Source organism: Kangiella taiwanensis (genome assembly GCF_020005165.1).
GTDB lineage: Bacteria > Pseudomonadota > Gammaproteobacteria > Enterobacterales > Kangiellaceae > Kangiella > Kangiella taiwanensis.
Genome location: NZ_JAHCLT010000003.1, coordinates 78,734 through 95,446 on the forward strand (window position 1 = coordinate 78,734; position 16,713 = coordinate 95,446).

Here is a 16,713-nt window from a genome sequence, read left to right on the forward strand (position 1 = left end):
AGGTCGTAAGGGGCAAAACAATGAAAATACTTTTGATGGAAGACGATGATGCTTTGCGTCAACAGCTCGTCACGGCACTAGAAAAACAAAGTTACGTCGTAGAAGAAGCTCCGAACGGCGAAGAAGGGCTTTATTTGGGACGCGAATTCTCTTTTGATTTAGGTATCTTTGACTTAGGTTTGCCAGATATTTCTGGTATCGAAGTGATTGAAACCTTACGCAAAGAAGATATTGGTTTTCCAGTGCTGATTTTAACAGCACGAGGGCATTGGCAGGATAAAGTCGATGGTTTAGCTGCAGGTGCTGACGACTATCTTGTTAAGCCATTCCAGATTGAAGAGCTATTAGCACGAGTTAATGCTTTATTACGCCGTGCGTCGGGTTATGCTAAACCTGAAATTGAAAAAGGGCCGATCAGCCTGAACAGCCTTAAACAAGAAGTTAAAGTCAATGGCGAAGCGATGGACTTAACTGCTTACGAATACAAGGTACTGGAATATTTAATGCTCAATCCAGACAAGGTTGTGTCTAAAACAGAACTTACCGAGCATTTATATGCCCAAGATTACGATCGCGATTCAAATGTGTTAGAGGTTTTTGTCGGGCGCTTGCGCAAGAAAATTGACCCTGATGGCAGCTTAAAACCAATCGAAACATTGAGAGGACGAGGTTACCGTTTAAATAGTGATTTAGATAAATCATAGCAAGGTAAACTTCGTGACGAATAAGCCTCAGCAACAGGTTAAAGCCAACAAAACGCCTTACTCTTTACAACGGCGACTTTTATTAAATACCAGTATTGTGCTGGTATTTTTTATTGTTGCCATGAGCTTTGTGTTATTGGATTCCTACAAAACAGGTATCCGCCAGGCGACTTTTGAGCGTCTTTATGCGCAGTTTTACAGTCTTTTGTCCTATGCCGACGAGCTAGAGCCAGGCGACTTGTTTCTGCCAGAAGAAATTCCTTCAGACAAGCGGTTTAATCAATACAACAGCGGCCTTTCAGCATTAGTTTATGATGAAACTGAAAGTTTAATTTGGAAATCGCTATCGGCGCGTTATGATCAGGAGCAGCACAAGGTACCGTTACCATTGAGCTTACCAGGCGAAGGAACCTTAGCGGAAATCACCATGGATGATACCGATTATTTCAGGTTTCATTACATTGCCGAGTGGGAGTCGCCCGAAGGCGCTATTTCGTTGTATCACTTCGTCATTCTTGAGAATAAACGTCCTTTTGACCAAGTAATCTCGGCGTACCGCAATCAGCTCTGGTTTTGGCTGTCGATTATGGCATTGTCATTGTTGGCCATCTTGTTTGTCGTCATGCGCTGGACCTTACGCCCAATTCGTCGAGCGGTAAAAGAGCTCCGTCAAATTGAGAAGGGGCTGCTTAGCACTTTGTCCGACCAGTACCCGCAGGAGCTACAGCGCCTAACTGAAAATATTAATCGCTTTATTCAAAACGAGCGCCACCAAAGTAAACGCTATAAAGAAACGCTGGGTAATTTAGCGCATAGCCTTAAAACCCCGTTAGCGGTTATGAATACTGCTCTGCAAAACAAAAGTAATGACGCGGAAGAGTTGTCGTCAATTTGCTCAGAGCAAATAGGGCGCATGGACCAAATCGTTGCTTACCAACTGCAAAGAGCAACCAGCGGGCCTCAGGTCATGATGCGATCGATGGAAGTGGAGCCAGCACTAGACAAATTAGCTACCAGCTTAACCAAGGTGTACCAGGACAAAAACATCAGCATAGAAGTTGATGTTAGCAAGGGACTCATGATTGCTTTAAACGAAGGCGACTTTTATGAAGTGTTTGGAAATGTACTCGACAACGCCTGTAAATGGACTGAGTCAAAAGTTAGAGTCAAAGCGCAACGAGTTGCAGGAAAAGTCCAAATTACCGTCGAAGATAATGGCCCGGGTATTCCTGAAAATGTTCGCCTCGCCATTCTTTCACGCGGTAAGCGCCTTGATGAAACCGTTGAAGGGCAGGGTATTGGCATGTCCGTCGTTACCGAAATCGTCGCTGCCTATAATGGTGAAATAGACATTGATAGCAGCGAGCTAGGTGGGGCACTGATGAGGTTGAGTTTTTAATATATAAGAAGAAAGGCTTGTATTATTTCATAATTGACTAATTTATAATCTATTTCTATGATTGAACAGCTATAACTATAACTGAACGTGAACAGTTGGTTGCGTTCCAAAAAATATTATCTAGGGAAATAAGGAGAGTCGCATGAACCGTTACATAGCTTTATGGCTAGTAATTTTTTCATTTGGTTTACTAGGAGGGTGTTCGGGAGGTGAGGGCGCATCTGATGACCAAATTGCAAATACTTTTGCTTTACAGCTTCCTACAGGTCTTGAGGTTGATGATGTCGAAATTCAGGTATCTGAAAATATTGGTTCTGAAGTTGAACCTCAGTATCGCGCACGCTCCAAGGTGACTTTGAGCTACACAGAAGACTTTTATCAAGAAGCCAGAGTGAGGCCCGTTCTTAGCAAGCCCGTTGTAAGAAAAGTTGCAGAAGAAGGTGATACTGTTACTGGTACATTAATCACGAGTTCTTTTTTGAGAGGGGAAAGTTGGGATGTTCGAATAGATAAAAAGGATTTTCCGCCAATCTATGGACTTGCAGAAAGTCAGTATGGGGTTGATGGTTTTGTGCTAGAGGGTTCGGATGAACATAATAATTTACTAGCGAGCCACGAAGAAGAGCAAGCAAAAGCGGCTGCCGCGCGGGCAAAAAAACAAGCTGAAGAAGCGGCTGCTTTGAGAGAAAAAATTGCACATTTAAGAAGCAATTTGACAGGTATTTGGGCCGCAAAACAACCGGCTTTACATAATAATGCAGTGTGGTCATCTCGAAATGGGGAACAGTTAGGCATACAGTTAGAGATTGGAGAAGGAGAAAATACAGCTGGAACCGGGGTAGGGATCCTGTACGACTATAATAACCCATCTGACGAAATAACCGTGCCAATTGCTTTTAGCATTAACCGTGATGGCGAGGCTGCCACGATCATATTCAACGAACCTACTCAACATAAAAGCTTACAGTTCAGTGTAAACCCACGCTATAAATGGAAATTCACTACTGATGGCATGTTGCAATACAATGCTTCAGGCAATAAGTGGAGTTTGTCTCTCGAAAAAGACGGTGAAGCATTGCAGTCGCGTTTAACGCAAGTGGCAAGCTTTAAAGAAAAGCAAAAAATTTACGAAGAACTGATCTCAAAGCACAAAGCTTTCATTGCAAAAGGCAACCTTTCTAACCTTAATCTAAAAGAGATGTCATATGCTCATTACTTTGTTACTGGGGAGGTCGATGGTCCAGTATATGGAAGTGACCTTTATCAGGGTGAAAGTGATGTGTCATCAGCTGTTGTACATAGCGGAGTATTAAAAGCTGGTCAGTCAGGAGTCGTTAAAATTTCAAGATACTCTGAACGGGTGGCATTCTCCGGCACACTTAAGAATGGTGTTACTTCAGAGGGGTATCGTTATAAAAGAACACCCTATAAAATTGAGTTAGTCGAAGGGCTGAGTGCAAAGTAAAATGAGCCACATAACTTAGTTTGCTCAATACAAGGAGCAGGCTAGGTGATCATATATCAACTAGATTGGTGGAATGACAAATAAGTCATTCCACCATAAAATAAGGCATGCCTGATGCCTTACCCAAAATCCAAGCCAATCGAAAAATAATCCATGTGGATATGGACTGTTTTTACGCAGCCATTGAAATGCGGGATGATCCTTTGTTGCGTAGTGCGCCTGTGGCGGTAGGTGGCTCGCCAGATAAGCGTGGCGTGATCGCGACTTGTAACTATGAGGCGCGTTCGTATGGGGTTCATTCAGCAATGGCGTCGGCTCATGCCAAGCGTTTATGTCCGAACCTTATTATTGTTCCACCGAATTTTGATAAATATCGCCATGACTCCAAGGTTATCCGTTCCATTTTTGCCAAATACACGCCGTTGATTGAGCCTTTGTCTTTAGATGAAGCGTTTTTGGATGTTTCAGAGTCTACGGAGTATAAAGGAAGCGCGACCTATATCGCGCAGGCAATTCGCCATGATATTTATAACGAGCTGAAACTGACAGCTTCGGCAGGCATAGCGCCGAATAAGTTTTTGGCTAAAGTGGCTTCGGACTGGGAAAAGCCAAACGGTCAATTTGTAATAGAGCCGAGTGCTGTTGATCGCTTTATGGTTGACCTGCCTGTAAAAAAGATCCCAGGCGTGGGTAAGAAAACTTCTGAGAAGCTACATAATATGGGGATTTATAGTTGCCAAGATCTACAAGAGTTAGAGTTGCTGGAGTTAACTCGACGTTTTGGCACCTTCGGGCGCAGTTTGTACTATCTAGCTCGTGGTGTCGACAATCGGCCCGTGATTACCCATTACCCTAGAAAGTCTTTGAGTGTAGAAAATACCTACGATAAGGATTTATACCGTCTAGAAGATTGCCTGTCGGAAATTCCTAAGCTGTTAAGCACACTAAAGCAGCGTTTGGCGCGCTCAAAAGTCGATGCTCCAGTCAATAAAATGTTCGTAAAACTGAAGTTTAGTGACTTTTCGGCAACTACGGTCGAAAGAACCAGTTTTGGCGTTAATGATGATCTGTTCTATGAATTGATGGATGAGGGCTTCCATCGTAGGGAGAAATCCGTGCGACTTTTGGGGCTTGGCGTTCGCTTCCAAAATGCCGAGTCGGCTAGTTTTGTGCAATTGCCTCTAGAGTACTTAGATGGGGCGTTTGACGATGAAGAATGATCAATAAAGTCACTAGCCAAGCTTTTCTCATAATGGTAAGGTTAGCCGATAATTTTAACTTATAAGTGACATGGGGATCATTTCTTGGACATTATAGAAACAATTAAGAACGGACTGGATTTTCTAGACGGATTTCTGGGTTCTGCGGATTACTTTCCGTATTTATTAATTGGTGTCGGTTTATTTTTCACAATTTATCTGGGCCTACCTCAAGTTCGATATTTTGGGCAAGCAGTTCGAATTGTAAAAGGTAAATACAGCAAAAAAGACGATCCTGGTGATACATCCCACTTCGCAGCTCTATCTACAGCGCTATCAGGTACGGTCGGTACCGGTAATATTGGTGGCGTGGCGTTGGCAATCTTCATGGGAGGCCCTGCCGCGATTTTCTGGATGTGGGTGACTGCATTCTTGGGTATGACCACTAAGTTTGTGGAAGTAACCCTCTCTCACAAATACCGCGAAAAAACCGAAGATGGCACCATGGCCGGTGGTCCCATGTATTACATGGAGAAAAAGCTTAACATGAAGTGGCTAGCGGTCATTTTTGCTCTAGCAACGATCATTTGTTCATTTGGTACGGGTAACATGCCACAGGTGAATAACATTGCGCAGGTGATGAATGATACCTTCTCGTTACCTAACTGGATTACCGGTGTCGGTTTAGCTGTGTTACTTGCTTTAGTGATTATTGGCGGCATTAAGCGAATAGCGAAAGTTGCAGAGCGTGTTGTTCCATTTATGGCGGTTCTTTATGTGATCGGTGCTTTATTGGTTATTGCCTACAACTATGAAAACATCATCCCATCGTTCTCATCTATCTTTAGTAGTGTCTTTTCTGGATCTGCTGCTGTGGGTGGTTTCTTGGGTGCGAGCTTCGCTTATGCTATGCAGCGTGGTGTAAACCGTGGTTTATTCTCGAACGAAGCAGGTCAAGGTTCTGCAGCCATTGCGCACTCGGCGGCAAAAGGTAAAGAGCCAGCATCAGAAGGTATGGTGTCATTACTTGAGCCATTCATCGATACGCTGATTATCTGTACTTTGACAGCCCTAGTAATCTTGTCTTCAGGTGTTTGGAGTGAAAAACATCAGAATACGTTTGATCGAAATGACATGATTTTTGTCACTGGCGATTACACAGATCAAAACACTGATGATGTAAAACAGCTACAAATCTTCCTTGATAAGAAAACAGAGAAAGAGTCTGAAGTTAAACGTTACGAAGGTAGTATTTCGTTACAAGACGGCGTGGCTATTTCAGATGGTTATACTCTAGTTAACGCTCGCTCGATTGCTGAAGATGTTGTTTATAAGCAACGTGATGAAAGCAGTCTGGAGTTAGAGCCAATAACAGGTGTTGTTACGGTTAAAAACGGTAAGCTTGAGAACCTCGATATCGTGGTTGAGGGTAAGTCTCTTATTCACTCTGCGAGCTTAACGGCTGAGGCGTTCACCAAAGGCTTCTTGGGCGAAAATGGTAAATACATTGTATCGCTGGGCTTATTGTTATTCGCTTTCACCACGGCGATTGCGTGGTCTTACTATGGTGATCGTGCAGTAACCTATTTGTTCGGCTCAAAAGGTGTTCATATTTACCGTGTTATTTACGTCATTATGTTCGCTGTAGCTGCTGTGGTTGATACGACAGTGGTGTGGGCATTAGCCAATGTGGCCATTGTAATGATGACCATTCCGAACTTAATCGGTATCATGTTATTACATAAAGATATGAAGCAAACTGTTAAACAATATTGGGATGACTTCCGGAAAGGGGATGCCCATTAACGTTTTATATTAAACATCAAAGCCCTGACGTCTGTCGGGGCTTTTTTATTTCTAAAGGATTAATCTCAATCTACGCTAGACAAAAGCAAATTATTTTTCCTATACTAAGCTGGTCAGACCAATCAAGGTGAACTTAAGTATTAGGAGAGTATATGCAGTATCAAGCCCCAGTAGATGACATGATGTTTCTTGTCAAAGACGTATTTTCGCTGAGCCAGCGTTTAGGGGATATTGCTGACTTTTCAGATTTTGATGATGAGCTTTACGCCGCTATTCTTGAAGAAGCGGGTAAGTTTGCGACCGGCGTACTGCAACCCATCAACCGCTCTGGTGACGAAGAGGGCTGTCAGTATGATGATGGAGTTGTAACGACGCCTAAAGGGTTCAAGGAAGCATATCAGGCCTATGTCGAAGGTGGCTGGCAATCGATTACCGCGGATCCTAACTATGGCGGACAAGGATTACCCAAAGCCTTGCATGTTCTAATTGAAGAGATGTTCTATTCGGCTAATACGTCATTTTGCTTATACGGTAGTTTGACTGGTGGCGCGACAAAGCTGCTCGAAGCCCATGCTGATGAGGCTACCAAGGAGAAATACCTGCCCAATCTTATTAGTGGCCAATGGTCGGGCTCTATGTGCTTAACAGAGGCACATGCCGGTTCAGACTTGGGGCTGCTAAAGACCAAAGCAGAGCCTCGTGACGACGGTAGTTATTCCTTAGAAGGCTCAAAAATCTTTATTACTGGCGGCGAGCATGACATGGCTGAAAACATTATCCACCTAGTCTTGGCACGACTTCCTGATGCGCCTGCTGGACCTAAAGGTATCAGCCTATTCTTAGTTCCTAAGTTTTTGGTTAACGATGATGGTTCATTGGGCGACCGAAACGGTATTCGATGCGGCTCCATCGAGCACAAAATGGGGATTAAGGCTTCATCGACCTGTGTCATGAATATGGACGATGCCCAAGGTTGGTTAATTGGACCGCCACACCGTGGATTAGCCTGCATGTTCACCATGATGAACTTGGAACGCTTGTCGATTGGTATTCAAGGGATTGGCCTGGGCGAAATGTCGTTCCAGCAAGCCGATACTTATGCACGTGAACGCCTACAAGGTAAGGCATCTGATGGTGAAGCCCCAGCACCTTTGATTAAACACGGCGACGTGCAACGCATGCTCAATACGATGGAGTCATTCAACAAGGCTGGGCGTGCTTTAGCCGTATGGCTGGGAAGTTACCTTGATGTCGCTTTCCACAGTAAAGACAAAGATGCGATTAAAGTAGCGGATATCATGTCTGCTTGGTTAACCCCAATTGCAAAAGCCTACTTTACGGATGCTGGCTATGAAACCTGCACCATTGGTCAGCAAGTGTTCGGCGGACATGGTTATGTTCGTGAGTGGGGCATGGAGCAGCACGTCCGTGACTGCCGTATTGCTCAGATTTATGAAGGCACTAACGGTATTCAGGCTTTGGACTTAGTTGGTCGAAAGTTAATCGGTAGCAAAGGCGAGCAGTTACAAGTATTTCTTTCTGAAGTTAATGCTGATTTAGATACTATGCCTGATTCCGCGCGTAAAGGACAAGTTGCTGAGCATTTGAAAGAACTTGAGGTGCTTTCCAACAGCATTATGTCTCAGAGTGCTGCGAATGCGGATTTACCTCAACTGATTGCTTGCGACTATCTGCATTATGCTGCATTAGTCACATATTCCTATTTATGGCTTAAAATGGAAGTTGCGGCAGGAGGAGAGCTTGATGAAAAGTCTGATTTCTTCTTTAAACGTGTATTGCCGAGGACGCTTGGACTGAAAGCAAGCATTGAAAATGAACTGTAGTTTGCCGTTCTGGAACAAAACCAAAGCCTCGTTAATGCGAGGCTTTTTGCTATCTAGACACTAATTTTGCACAAGAATTGAACTAACAAGTTGAAATCCGACAAAAATTAGCAGGATTTATCTCCCCATACTTGAGTGATTAGTCTAAATATGGTGTTATTAGCGGCTAGGATCGGGTCCTTCCTATTACAATAAACAATTAAACGGTAGAAATAATGGCAACAAATAGAGGTCAATTTAACTCTCGTCTAGGGTTTGTTCTGGCTGCAGCAGGTTCAGCTGTTGGTCTGGGTAATATCTGGAAATTTCCTTTCGAAGTAGGTGCTGGTGGCGGTGCGGCTTTCGTACTTATTTATTTAGCGTTCTGCTTCTTACTATGTTTCCCAGTCATGATTTCCGAAATTGCAATCGGTCGTAAAACACAACTCAATGCTGTAGGTGCGTTTAAGAAACTCGGTCACCACAATTGGGCGTGGATTGGTCTACTCGGCATTCTAGCGGGTGTGTTCATTCTGTCTTTCTATAATGTTGTTGCGGGTTGGGCCTTTGGTTACTTCTTGCAAATGGTTCAAGGTAACTTTGAAATAGGGCAGAACTTTGGCAGTTATATCGGCGAATGGCAAACGATTGGCTTGTATGGCCTTGTATTTATGGGCGTTACGGCACTGATTGTTTCTAAAGGCATCCAAGGCGGTATCGAGAAAGCAGCTAAAATATTAATGCCAACTTTATTTGCTATGATTATTGGCCTGATGGTATATGCTTTCACGCTAGAAGATGCGATGGCTGGTATTGAATACTACCTGATTCCTGACTTCTCTGAAATTACAGGCGAAGTTATCTACTCAGCGCTTGGTCAAGCCTTCTTCTCGTTATCATTAGGTATGGGCGCTCTGATTACTTACGGCTCATACGTGTCTCGTAAGCAAGATATTGTTCGCTCAGCAGCCATGATTACCCTGACGGATGTGTCAGTAGCGTTCCTAGCAGGTTTGATGATCTTCCCGCTGGTTGCTTTCTTGAATTCAGGTGACATGAGCAGTGTTTCTGGTGGCCCAGGTTTAATCTTCGCAACACTTCCTGGAGTTTTTGAAGGGCTTGGTCCAATTTTAGGTATTGTGATTGGTGCGACATTCTTCTTGTTGCTTTCTTTTGCAGCGTTGACTTCAACCGTGTCTTTACTTGAAGTGCCTGTTGCTTACCTAGTAGACGAAAAGAAAATAAAGCGTCCAGTCGCGGTATGGGGCATGGCAACTTTGATTTTCGTTTTGGGTATCCCGTCATTGTTAGGTAATGGTGCTGTAGAGCAATTAACCAGCTTCATGACACTGTACCGCGATGGCCAAGAGCAAATGATTTCCTTCATGGATTTCGTAGAGCTGATCGCAAGTGATACCTTCCTGCCACTAGGCGGTACGGTTATTGCAATCTTTACTGCCTACGTGTGGAAGAAAAATAATCTTAATGCTGAACTTATGGAAGGTCGTGAGACTGATTCGCAGTGGATGATGAAGTACATTAACTTTGCAGTGATGTTCTTCTGTCCACTGATTTTAGGCGCAATTACTATTATTACTATTTTAGAGCGCTTCTTCGGTATTCAAGTATTTTAAATTTAGACTTAATTTTGGGGGCCTTTTTAAAAAGGGTATGTTTATGACGATGAAACAATTCTCAAAATCCTTCTTAGCAGCCTTTGTTGGGGCTGCTTTTTTGGTTGGCTGTGGTGAAGATGAGCCAGCGGTTCATCCAAAAGATTCTGACAGCCAGGCTTTTATTTCTCAGTATGAAGCACAAAGCTATCATCCTGTCCTTATAAGAAATGCAACCATCTTAACTGCCACAGGTGAACAGATTGAAAACGGCAGTATTCTTTTTGCTGACGGTGAAATTGTTGAAGTTGGCACTGATATAGATGAACCTAGTGATGATGATTTAGAAGTCATTGACGCAAAAGGTAAGTGGGTGACACCTGGCTTGATCGATGTGCATTCACACCTAGGCGTGTACCCAGCGCCAGGCGTTCAGTCGAGTTCGGATGGTAATGAAATGACGTCGCCTGTGACTGCTGATGTGTGGGCAGAACATTCTGTATGGCCGCAAGATCCACAGTTCCAGTTGGCTTTGGCTGGCGGTGTCACCGCGATGCAAATTCTTCCTGGATCAGCGAATTTAGTCGGTGGCCGTGGTGTGACTTTGAAAAATGTGGCTGGTCGTTCAGTGATGGACATGAAATTTCCTGATGCTCCTTACGGCCTAAAGATGGCTTGTGGAGAAAATCCAAAACGTGTTTATGGTGGTAAAGGTCAGGCACCAATGACGCGTATGGGTAACGTAGCCGGTTATCGTAAATCGTGGATTGATGCTAAAGAATACATGGAGTCTTGGGACAATTATGAAGCGGGCATGGGTAACGGTAAACCACCTAAGCGCGATCTTCGTTTAGAAAGTCTTGCGGGCGTTTTGCGTGGCGAAATCTTAATTCAAAACCACTGCTATCGTGCTGATGAAATGTTGGTAATGATGGAGATTGCTAAAGAGTTTGACTTTAAAGTCACAACATTCCATCACGCCGTAGAATCATACAAAATCGCCGACAAGCTTGCTGAGAATGGTGTTTGTTCAGCAATGTGGTCTGATTGGTGGGGCTTCAAACAAGAAGCTTATGACATGGTTCCTTCTAATGTTGCACTAGTTGATAAGGCGGGCGCCTGTGCTGTGGTTCACTCAGATTCTGCAACGGTTATTCAGCACCTGAATAAAGAAGCGGCTAAAGCCATGACATCTGGTAACCAATTAGGTATGGACATTACTCCGGCTCACGCCATTAAGTGGATCACCATTAACGCAGCCAAGGCGATTGGTGTTGATGAGCAAACGGGTTCGCTGGAAGAAGGTAAAATGGCGGATGTAGTACTGTGGGATGGAAATCCGTTCAGTGTCTATACCAAAGCTGAGAAAGTCTTTATTGATGGGGCGTTAAAGTACGACCGCAATAACCAATTCAAACAGCCTGTGAGTGATTTCGGGCTAACGAACATTAAACAGTAACCAGAGGAGAGCGAACGATGAACATTTTATTGAAAAGTTTAGTCATTCTTTTGGTTACAGTTGTTTCTTCAGCTGCTGTAGCAGAAACCATTTTAATTAAGAATGCTAAAGTTTATACACAAACATCGGCCGGTATTCTTGAAAATGCAGACGTTTTAATCGAAGACGGCTTAATCCGTAATATTGGTGAAGGCTTATCGTCTGACGATGCTAGAGTTATAGACGCTAAAGGGAGCGTCGTGACATCTGGATTATTTGCTTTAGGTAACCAGATTGGTCTCGTTGAAATTGGTGCTGTTGAAGGGACTAATGATGCGGCCACAGAATTAGAAGGGTTTGGTGCCGCATTTAGTGTGGATGAAATTTTCAATGCTAAATCAACACTTGTACCAATGAACCGAGCTGGTGGCGTCACTCGTACTTTAATCAAACCTTACAATGGCACTTCGATATTCGCGGGTCTGGGTTCGATTATGGACCTAAGCGGGGACTTTGATTCAGTTATTGTTAGCGATGTCGCTGTTTTCGCTATTTATGGAGAGTATGCAGCATCATTAAATGGCGGGTCTCGTGCAGCTGCTCTACATGATTTAGAACAAGCCTTTAGCCAAGCTAAAGAGTATGCTGAGAATACTGCTGCAGTAAAAAGTGGTGAATACCGAGAACTTGATTACAGTATGGATGATTTACAAACGCTTAATCGGGTGCTTGATAATGAAATTCCACTGGTCGTTAGCGTAAACCGTGCGAGTGACATTCTGACTATTTTGAAGTTTGCAAAAAAGTACGGTGTTAATTTAGTGCTCGAAGGTGTTGCAGAAGGCTGGCAAGTAGCTAAGCAGATCGCTGAAGCCGATGTCCCTGTGATGCTAAACCCAATGGATAACATTCCTGGAAGCTTTGAGTCGCAAGGAAAACGTTATGATAATGCGGCCTTATTAAGTAAAGCCGGCGTTAAAGTGATGTTTACCAGCGAGACTCACAATGCGCAAAACATCCGCTTTGCCGCAGGTAACGCGGTGGCTTACGGCATGCCGTATGATAAAGCTTTAGCAGCGATAACCCACTTACCAGCCAAGGTGTTTGGCGGCGCCAGTAATTACGGTAAATTAATGCCAGGATTTAAGGCAGAATTAGTGGTTTGGAGCGGCGACCCGTTTGAAGTGACTACTTATGTTAAGAGCGTCATTACTGATGGCAAAGTTGCAGATTTGAACACGCGAGCTAAGCGTCTGGAAAAGCGTTACAAAGACATTAGCAACGACCAAAATACTTTCTACCGTAAATAAGAGGTTTACATGGCAGATTCATCAACTCGCCAACCCAGTATGCTTCAAGCCCTATTACCCATAGGGCTTTTAGTTATTTTATTGGCATTCTCTGTTTACCTCTATGGTGCAGACTCATCCTATGGCGCCAACCAAATTGCGTTAGTGATTTGTGCTGGAGTCGCTATATTGGTGGGGTTGCGTAACGGGCAAACTTGGAAAGAACTTGAGCAGGGCATAGTCGATGGGATCAGTATTGCGCTAGGAGCATTGCTTATCCTGTTAATGGTCGGATCATTAATCGGCGCATGGATTTTGGCCGGTACCGTACCCACCATGATTTATTATGGTTTGCAAATACTCTCGCCAGAATACTTTTATGTCGCCACTTGCGGGATTTGCGCTCTCGTCGCATTGAGCATCGGTAGTTCTTGGACAACTGCAGGTACCGTGGGTATCGGTTTGATCGGTGTGTCGCAAGGTCTTGGCTTATCGATGGAAGTTACCGCTGGCGCTATCATTTCTGGTGCCTATTTTGGTGACAAGATGTCGCCACTGTCCGACACAACCAATCTAGCGCCTGCTGTAACTGGAACTGACCTTTTTACTCATATTCGTCACATGGTTTGGACAACCACACCGGCACTTATCATTGCCCTAATCATCTTTACCTTTATGGGCTTCAATAGTGACACGGAGCAGCAAGTACTGGTTTTAGAAGACACACTGAAATTGTTGGACGACAACTTTAACATTTCATTGTGGACGCTTATTCCAATGGCTGTGGTCTTTGTCCTAGCTTTTAAGAAGGTTCCTGCGGTGGCTACGATTTTAATTGGTGCGCTGCTCGGTTGTATTGTTGCAGTCACACTACAGGGAAGTGTGATTGAGAAATTTATTGGTAGCGATAGAGTAAAATGTGAGCGCTCTGCTGTCTACAAATGTGAAGTTACGAGTTACGAAGTAACGGAAGATAGCGCTAACGTCACAATGACCATATCGTTCAATAATTCTGATGAGACATTAACAAAGACGTTCGATCTTAAAGAAGGTGAAGAGATAAGTTTTGAGACTTCAGAAGGAACCGTGATTGCTTATAGCCATGGCGACTTTATGACCTATCTATCCGCAACATGGAAGTCGATGTTTGGTGGCTTTTCAGCATCAACTAACAACGCTGACTTTGACGACCTGCTTTCAAGAGGTGGGATGATTAGTATGCTTAACACTATGTTCCTGATCATCACAGCGATGAGCTTCGGTGCGGCAATGGAAGTAACGGGCTTATTGCATAAGCTGATCAAGACAATTATCGGTATGGCAAAGTCTACAGGGTCTTTAATCGGTTCTGTTTTAGCAACCTGTATTGGCATGAACGTTATTACGGCGGATCAGTATATTTCGATCGTATTGCCGGGGCGTATGTACAAAGCTGAGTTTAAACGCCGTGGTCTTGATGCCAAGAACTTGTCTCGAACTCTAGAAGATTCGGCGACCATTACGTCACCATTAATTCCATGGAATACCTGTGGTGCATATATGGCCGGTACGCTTGGTGTTGCAACTGGTGCATACTGGATCTATTGTTTCTTCAATCTGTTAACGCCGTTTGTATCGTTTATTTATGCGTTATTTAACTTCAAAATTAGTCCGATAGAAGGCGATGAAGTCGACGGCTAATACCATTCTGTCCGCGCTGCTGAAAAATCTTTTTTTAGCAGCGTGCTTGATACTCCTCACATCGTATCAACCCTATAAACGATTATGGCAGGTCAGTGACCTCGAGCCTTTTAATGAATGGTTCCAAATTAACTGGCAAGGCCAAGTGGTTGGTTGGGCCCAAAACCGTCTAACAAAACATAACGGCTTGTTTAAGGTTCACCAGCAAGAGCATTTTGAGGGGCGAGTTAGGGGACAACGAGTTAAGTTTGTTTATGAGCAAACGTTTTATTTTGAGACGCAACCGCCTTACCGTATACAGAAAGGCGAATCAAAACTGTTAGAGCCCAATATGGTCATGGAAACGAACTTTCTCAATGGAGATAGACTGACAGTCACTCAATCCCGAAATCAAAACACTTCAAAGTATGAGCGTGACTCGATTAACTTTACCTTACCTCAGTACTTAAGTTGGCGTCGTTTTATTGAAAAGAGACCTGAGCAAGGTGATTCGCTACAGTCCAAATCCTTAGACCCACATGAGTTAATTCTCTCATCAAATAGCTTTACTGTGAGCAAAGTCCCTCAGGGGCGTCATCAGCGCTTTGAATTGTTAGACTCCTCAGGAAATCGATTGCAGGTAAATCGACAAGGGAGGCTACTTGCCGAAAGGCGAGGCCGTGGTATTGAGTTAGTCGCTAGTCGCAACAAGCCCAGCTTCAACCCAGAAATGCAGACAGATTTATACACAAATGTCGGTTTACCGATTAATAAGCCTCTGGGTGAAATAGAAAACATCAAATCGTTACACATAGCATTAAAAGGCGACAATAGTTGGCTTGGTGTACATCCGAGCGCTTCTATTCAAGGCAATACATTGATAACAAAGCAAGGAGCTAAGTATTTAGCTAACGACAGGGATAGTTCGACTTGGAGCTTTGATCGCACAAGTGAACAAGTTAAAGCGTTATTACCTGCTATAGCCATCGAGCAAGACCCTAAAGAAACTGTTCAGCAACTTGTCCAGTTTGTTCATAACTATCTTTACTATCAGCCAACACCAACCAACTTTACCATCGAAGAGATTATCAACAATGGTTATGGTGACTGCACTGAGTATACTCAGTTACTGTTAGCTCTTCTTAATGAACAGCGTATTCCAGCGAGAGAAGTCAGCGGCTATATCTATCTGGGCGATGAGGAGCAGCGATTTGGTGGCCATGCTTGGGTTGAAGTGTTACTTGATGGCGAGTGGGTTGGCGTTGACCCCACATGGAATTTAACCCAGACAACAGCAGGACATTTGCCAATTACTATTCCACAAGAAAAGTCTGTCTCAGACTTGGATTTTAGTGTTGAGCAGATACACTATAAATAACGATTAATAATACGAGCCGATATGACTCAAACACCTAGTAAGAAGAACTTCTATTCAATCAACGGTAACAGCCAAAAGCTTGATGGCGGAGCCATGTTTGGCAACGCCCCAAAAGCTTTGTGGGAGCGTTGGACGGAGGTTGATGAGTTAAACCGAATTCCTCTGGTCTGCCGTGCCATGTTGGTTCAAGATCAGGGCAAGAACATTCTCTTTGAAACCGGTATTGGGGCTTTTTTCGAGCCCAAATATCGCGATCGCTACGGCGTCCAAGAATCTCATCATGTCCTATTAGACTCTTTAAAAGAAGCTGGATTTTCCCACCAAGACATAGACATCGTCGTGTTGTCTCACATGCACTTTGACCATGCCGGTGGCTTGTTAACGCAATGGCAAGAAGATAAAGAACCTCAGCTATTGTTTCCAAATGCTGAATTTGTCATTGGTAAAGAGGCTTGGGAGAGGGCGCAAAACCCACACCCTAGAGATAGAGCATCGTTTATACCCGGTTTGACCGATATGCTGGAAGCAACGGGACGTTTGCACCTTGTAGACGGCCAATCAACGGAGTTGCTGGGAGAAGATTACCAATTTCACGTTTCTAATGGCCATACCCCTGGTATGTTGATTACAGAGATCGCCACGGAGACTGGCCCCGTAGTTTTTGCTGCGGATTTAATTCCTGGCGCGCCATGGATGCACCTACCGATTACTATGGGCTACGATCGTTTTCCTGAAAACCTCATTGATGAGAAGCGTCAATTGTTGACGGGTTTACTGGAACGTAAAGGCAAGGTTTTCTTTACCCATGACCCTGAAGTTGCCATAGGTGATGTAGCGACCAATGAGAAGGGCAAGTTTTTTGCCGATAATCCATTAAAGAAAATTATTAACTTATCACTCTAATGTATTGAAATTAAAATTTTATCTTTGATATCAGTTG

The 16,713-nt window shown here is 43.8% G+C and carries 12 protein-coding genes; all 12 read left to right on the forward strand.

What is annotated here, in order from left to right:
- The first annotated feature begins 20 nt into the window (after positions 1-20).
- The 12 genes from KFK88_RS09620 to KFK88_RS09675 all read left to right on the forward strand — a co-directional run bounded on the left by KFK88_RS09620 (position 21) and on the right by KFK88_RS09675 (position 16,676).
- On the forward strand, positions 21-704 hold the full coding sequence (locus tag KFK88_RS09620) for a response regulator transcription factor (RefSeq protein ID WP_223579012.1): 684 nt from the start codon (positions 21-23) through the stop codon (positions 702-704).
- Between the two features lie 13 nt (positions 705-717).
- Positions 718-2,103 (forward strand): ATP-binding protein, encoded by a 1,386-nt coding sequence (locus tag KFK88_RS09625; RefSeq protein WP_223579014.1) that lies wholly within the window; start codon positions 718-720, stop codon positions 2,101-2,103.
- 142 nt (positions 2,104-2,245) lie between these two features.
- Entirely contained in the window at positions 2,246-3,568 is a 1,323-nt protein-coding gene (locus KFK88_RS09630; protein ID WP_223579016.1) for an LCCL domain-containing protein, read from the forward strand.
- A 107-nt stretch (positions 3,569-3,675) separates the two neighbouring features.
- Complete coding sequence (dinB, locus tag KFK88_RS09635) at positions 3,676-4,788, forward strand: DNA polymerase IV (protein WP_223579018.1); 1,113 nt, start codon at positions 3,676-3,678, stop codon at positions 4,786-4,788.
- A 93-nt stretch (positions 4,789-4,881) separates the two neighbouring features.
- Positions 4,882-6,573 (forward strand): alanine/glycine:cation symporter family protein, encoded by a 1,692-nt coding sequence (locus KFK88_RS09640; protein WP_345252516.1) that lies wholly within the window; start codon positions 4,882-4,884, stop codon positions 6,571-6,573.
- Between the two features lie 152 nt (positions 6,574-6,725).
- On the forward strand, positions 6,726-8,417 hold the full coding sequence (locus KFK88_RS09645; protein ID WP_223579024.1) for an acyl-CoA dehydrogenase family protein: 1,692 nt from the start codon (positions 6,726-6,728) through the stop codon (positions 8,415-8,417).
- Positions 8,418-8,632: 215 nt separating this feature from the next.
- The gene (locus KFK88_RS09650) at positions 8,633-10,030 is read left to right on the forward strand and encodes a sodium-dependent transporter (RefSeq protein ID WP_223579028.1); all 1,398 of its coding nucleotides are present in this window, start codon (positions 8,633-8,635) and stop codon (positions 10,028-10,030) included.
- Between the two features lie 49 nt (positions 10,031-10,079).
- Positions 10,080-11,468 carry an amidohydrolase gene (locus KFK88_RS09655; RefSeq protein ID WP_345252515.1) on the forward strand — a complete coding sequence of 463 codons (1,389 nt, stop codon included), beginning with the start codon at positions 10,080-10,082 and terminating at the stop codon, positions 11,466-11,468.
- A 17-nt stretch (positions 11,469-11,485) separates the two neighbouring features.
- The gene (locus KFK88_RS09660) at positions 11,486-12,757 is read left to right on the forward strand and encodes an amidohydrolase family protein (RefSeq protein WP_223579034.1); all 1,272 of its coding nucleotides are present in this window, start codon (positions 11,486-11,488) and stop codon (positions 12,755-12,757) included.
- A 9-nt stretch (positions 12,758-12,766) separates the two neighbouring features.
- Entirely contained in the window at positions 12,767-14,416 is a 1,650-nt protein-coding gene (locus KFK88_RS09665) for a Na+/H+ antiporter NhaC family protein (protein WP_223579037.1), read from the forward strand.
- Between the two features lie 46 nt (positions 14,417-14,462).
- On the forward strand, positions 14,463-15,773 hold the full coding sequence (locus KFK88_RS09670) for a transglutaminase-like domain-containing protein (RefSeq protein WP_223579040.1): 1,311 nt from the start codon (positions 14,463-14,465) through the stop codon (positions 15,771-15,773).
- A 21-nt stretch (positions 15,774-15,794) separates the two neighbouring features.
- Positions 15,795-16,676 (forward strand): MBL fold metallo-hydrolase, encoded by an 882-nt coding sequence (locus KFK88_RS09675; protein WP_223579043.1) that lies wholly within the window; start codon positions 15,795-15,797, stop codon positions 16,674-16,676.
- Positions 16,677-16,713 lie beyond the last annotated feature (37 nt).

Coding starts and splice junctions, on each gene's coding strand:
- KFK88_RS09655 (WP_345252515.1), top strand. CDS start 10,080: ATGAAACAATTCTCAAAATCCTTCTTAGCAGCCTTTGTTGGGGCTGCT.
- KFK88_RS09675 (WP_223579043.1), top strand. CDS start 15,795: ATGACTCAAACACCTAGTAAGAAGAACTTCTATTCAATCAACGGTAAC.
- KFK88_RS09645 (WP_223579024.1), top strand. CDS start 6,726: ATGCAGTATCAAGCCCCAGTAGATGACATGATGTTTCTTGTCAAAGAC.
- dinB (WP_223579018.1), top strand. CDS start 3,676: ATGCCTGATGCCTTACCCAAAATCCAAGCCAATCGAAAAATAATCCAT.
- KFK88_RS09665 (WP_223579037.1), top strand. CDS start 12,767: ATGGCAGATTCATCAACTCGCCAACCCAGTATGCTTCAAGCCCTATTA.
- KFK88_RS09630 (WP_223579016.1), top strand. CDS start 2,246: ATGAACCGTTACATAGCTTTATGGCTAGTAATTTTTTCATTTGGTTTA.
- KFK88_RS09650 (WP_223579028.1), top strand. CDS start 8,633: ATGGCAACAAATAGAGGTCAATTTAACTCTCGTCTAGGGTTTGTTCTG.
- KFK88_RS09660 (WP_223579034.1), top strand. CDS start 11,486: ATGAACATTTTATTGAAAAGTTTAGTCATTCTTTTGGTTACAGTTGTT.
- KFK88_RS09620 (WP_223579012.1), top strand. CDS start 21: ATGAAAATACTTTTGATGGAAGACGATGATGCTTTGCGTCAACAGCTC.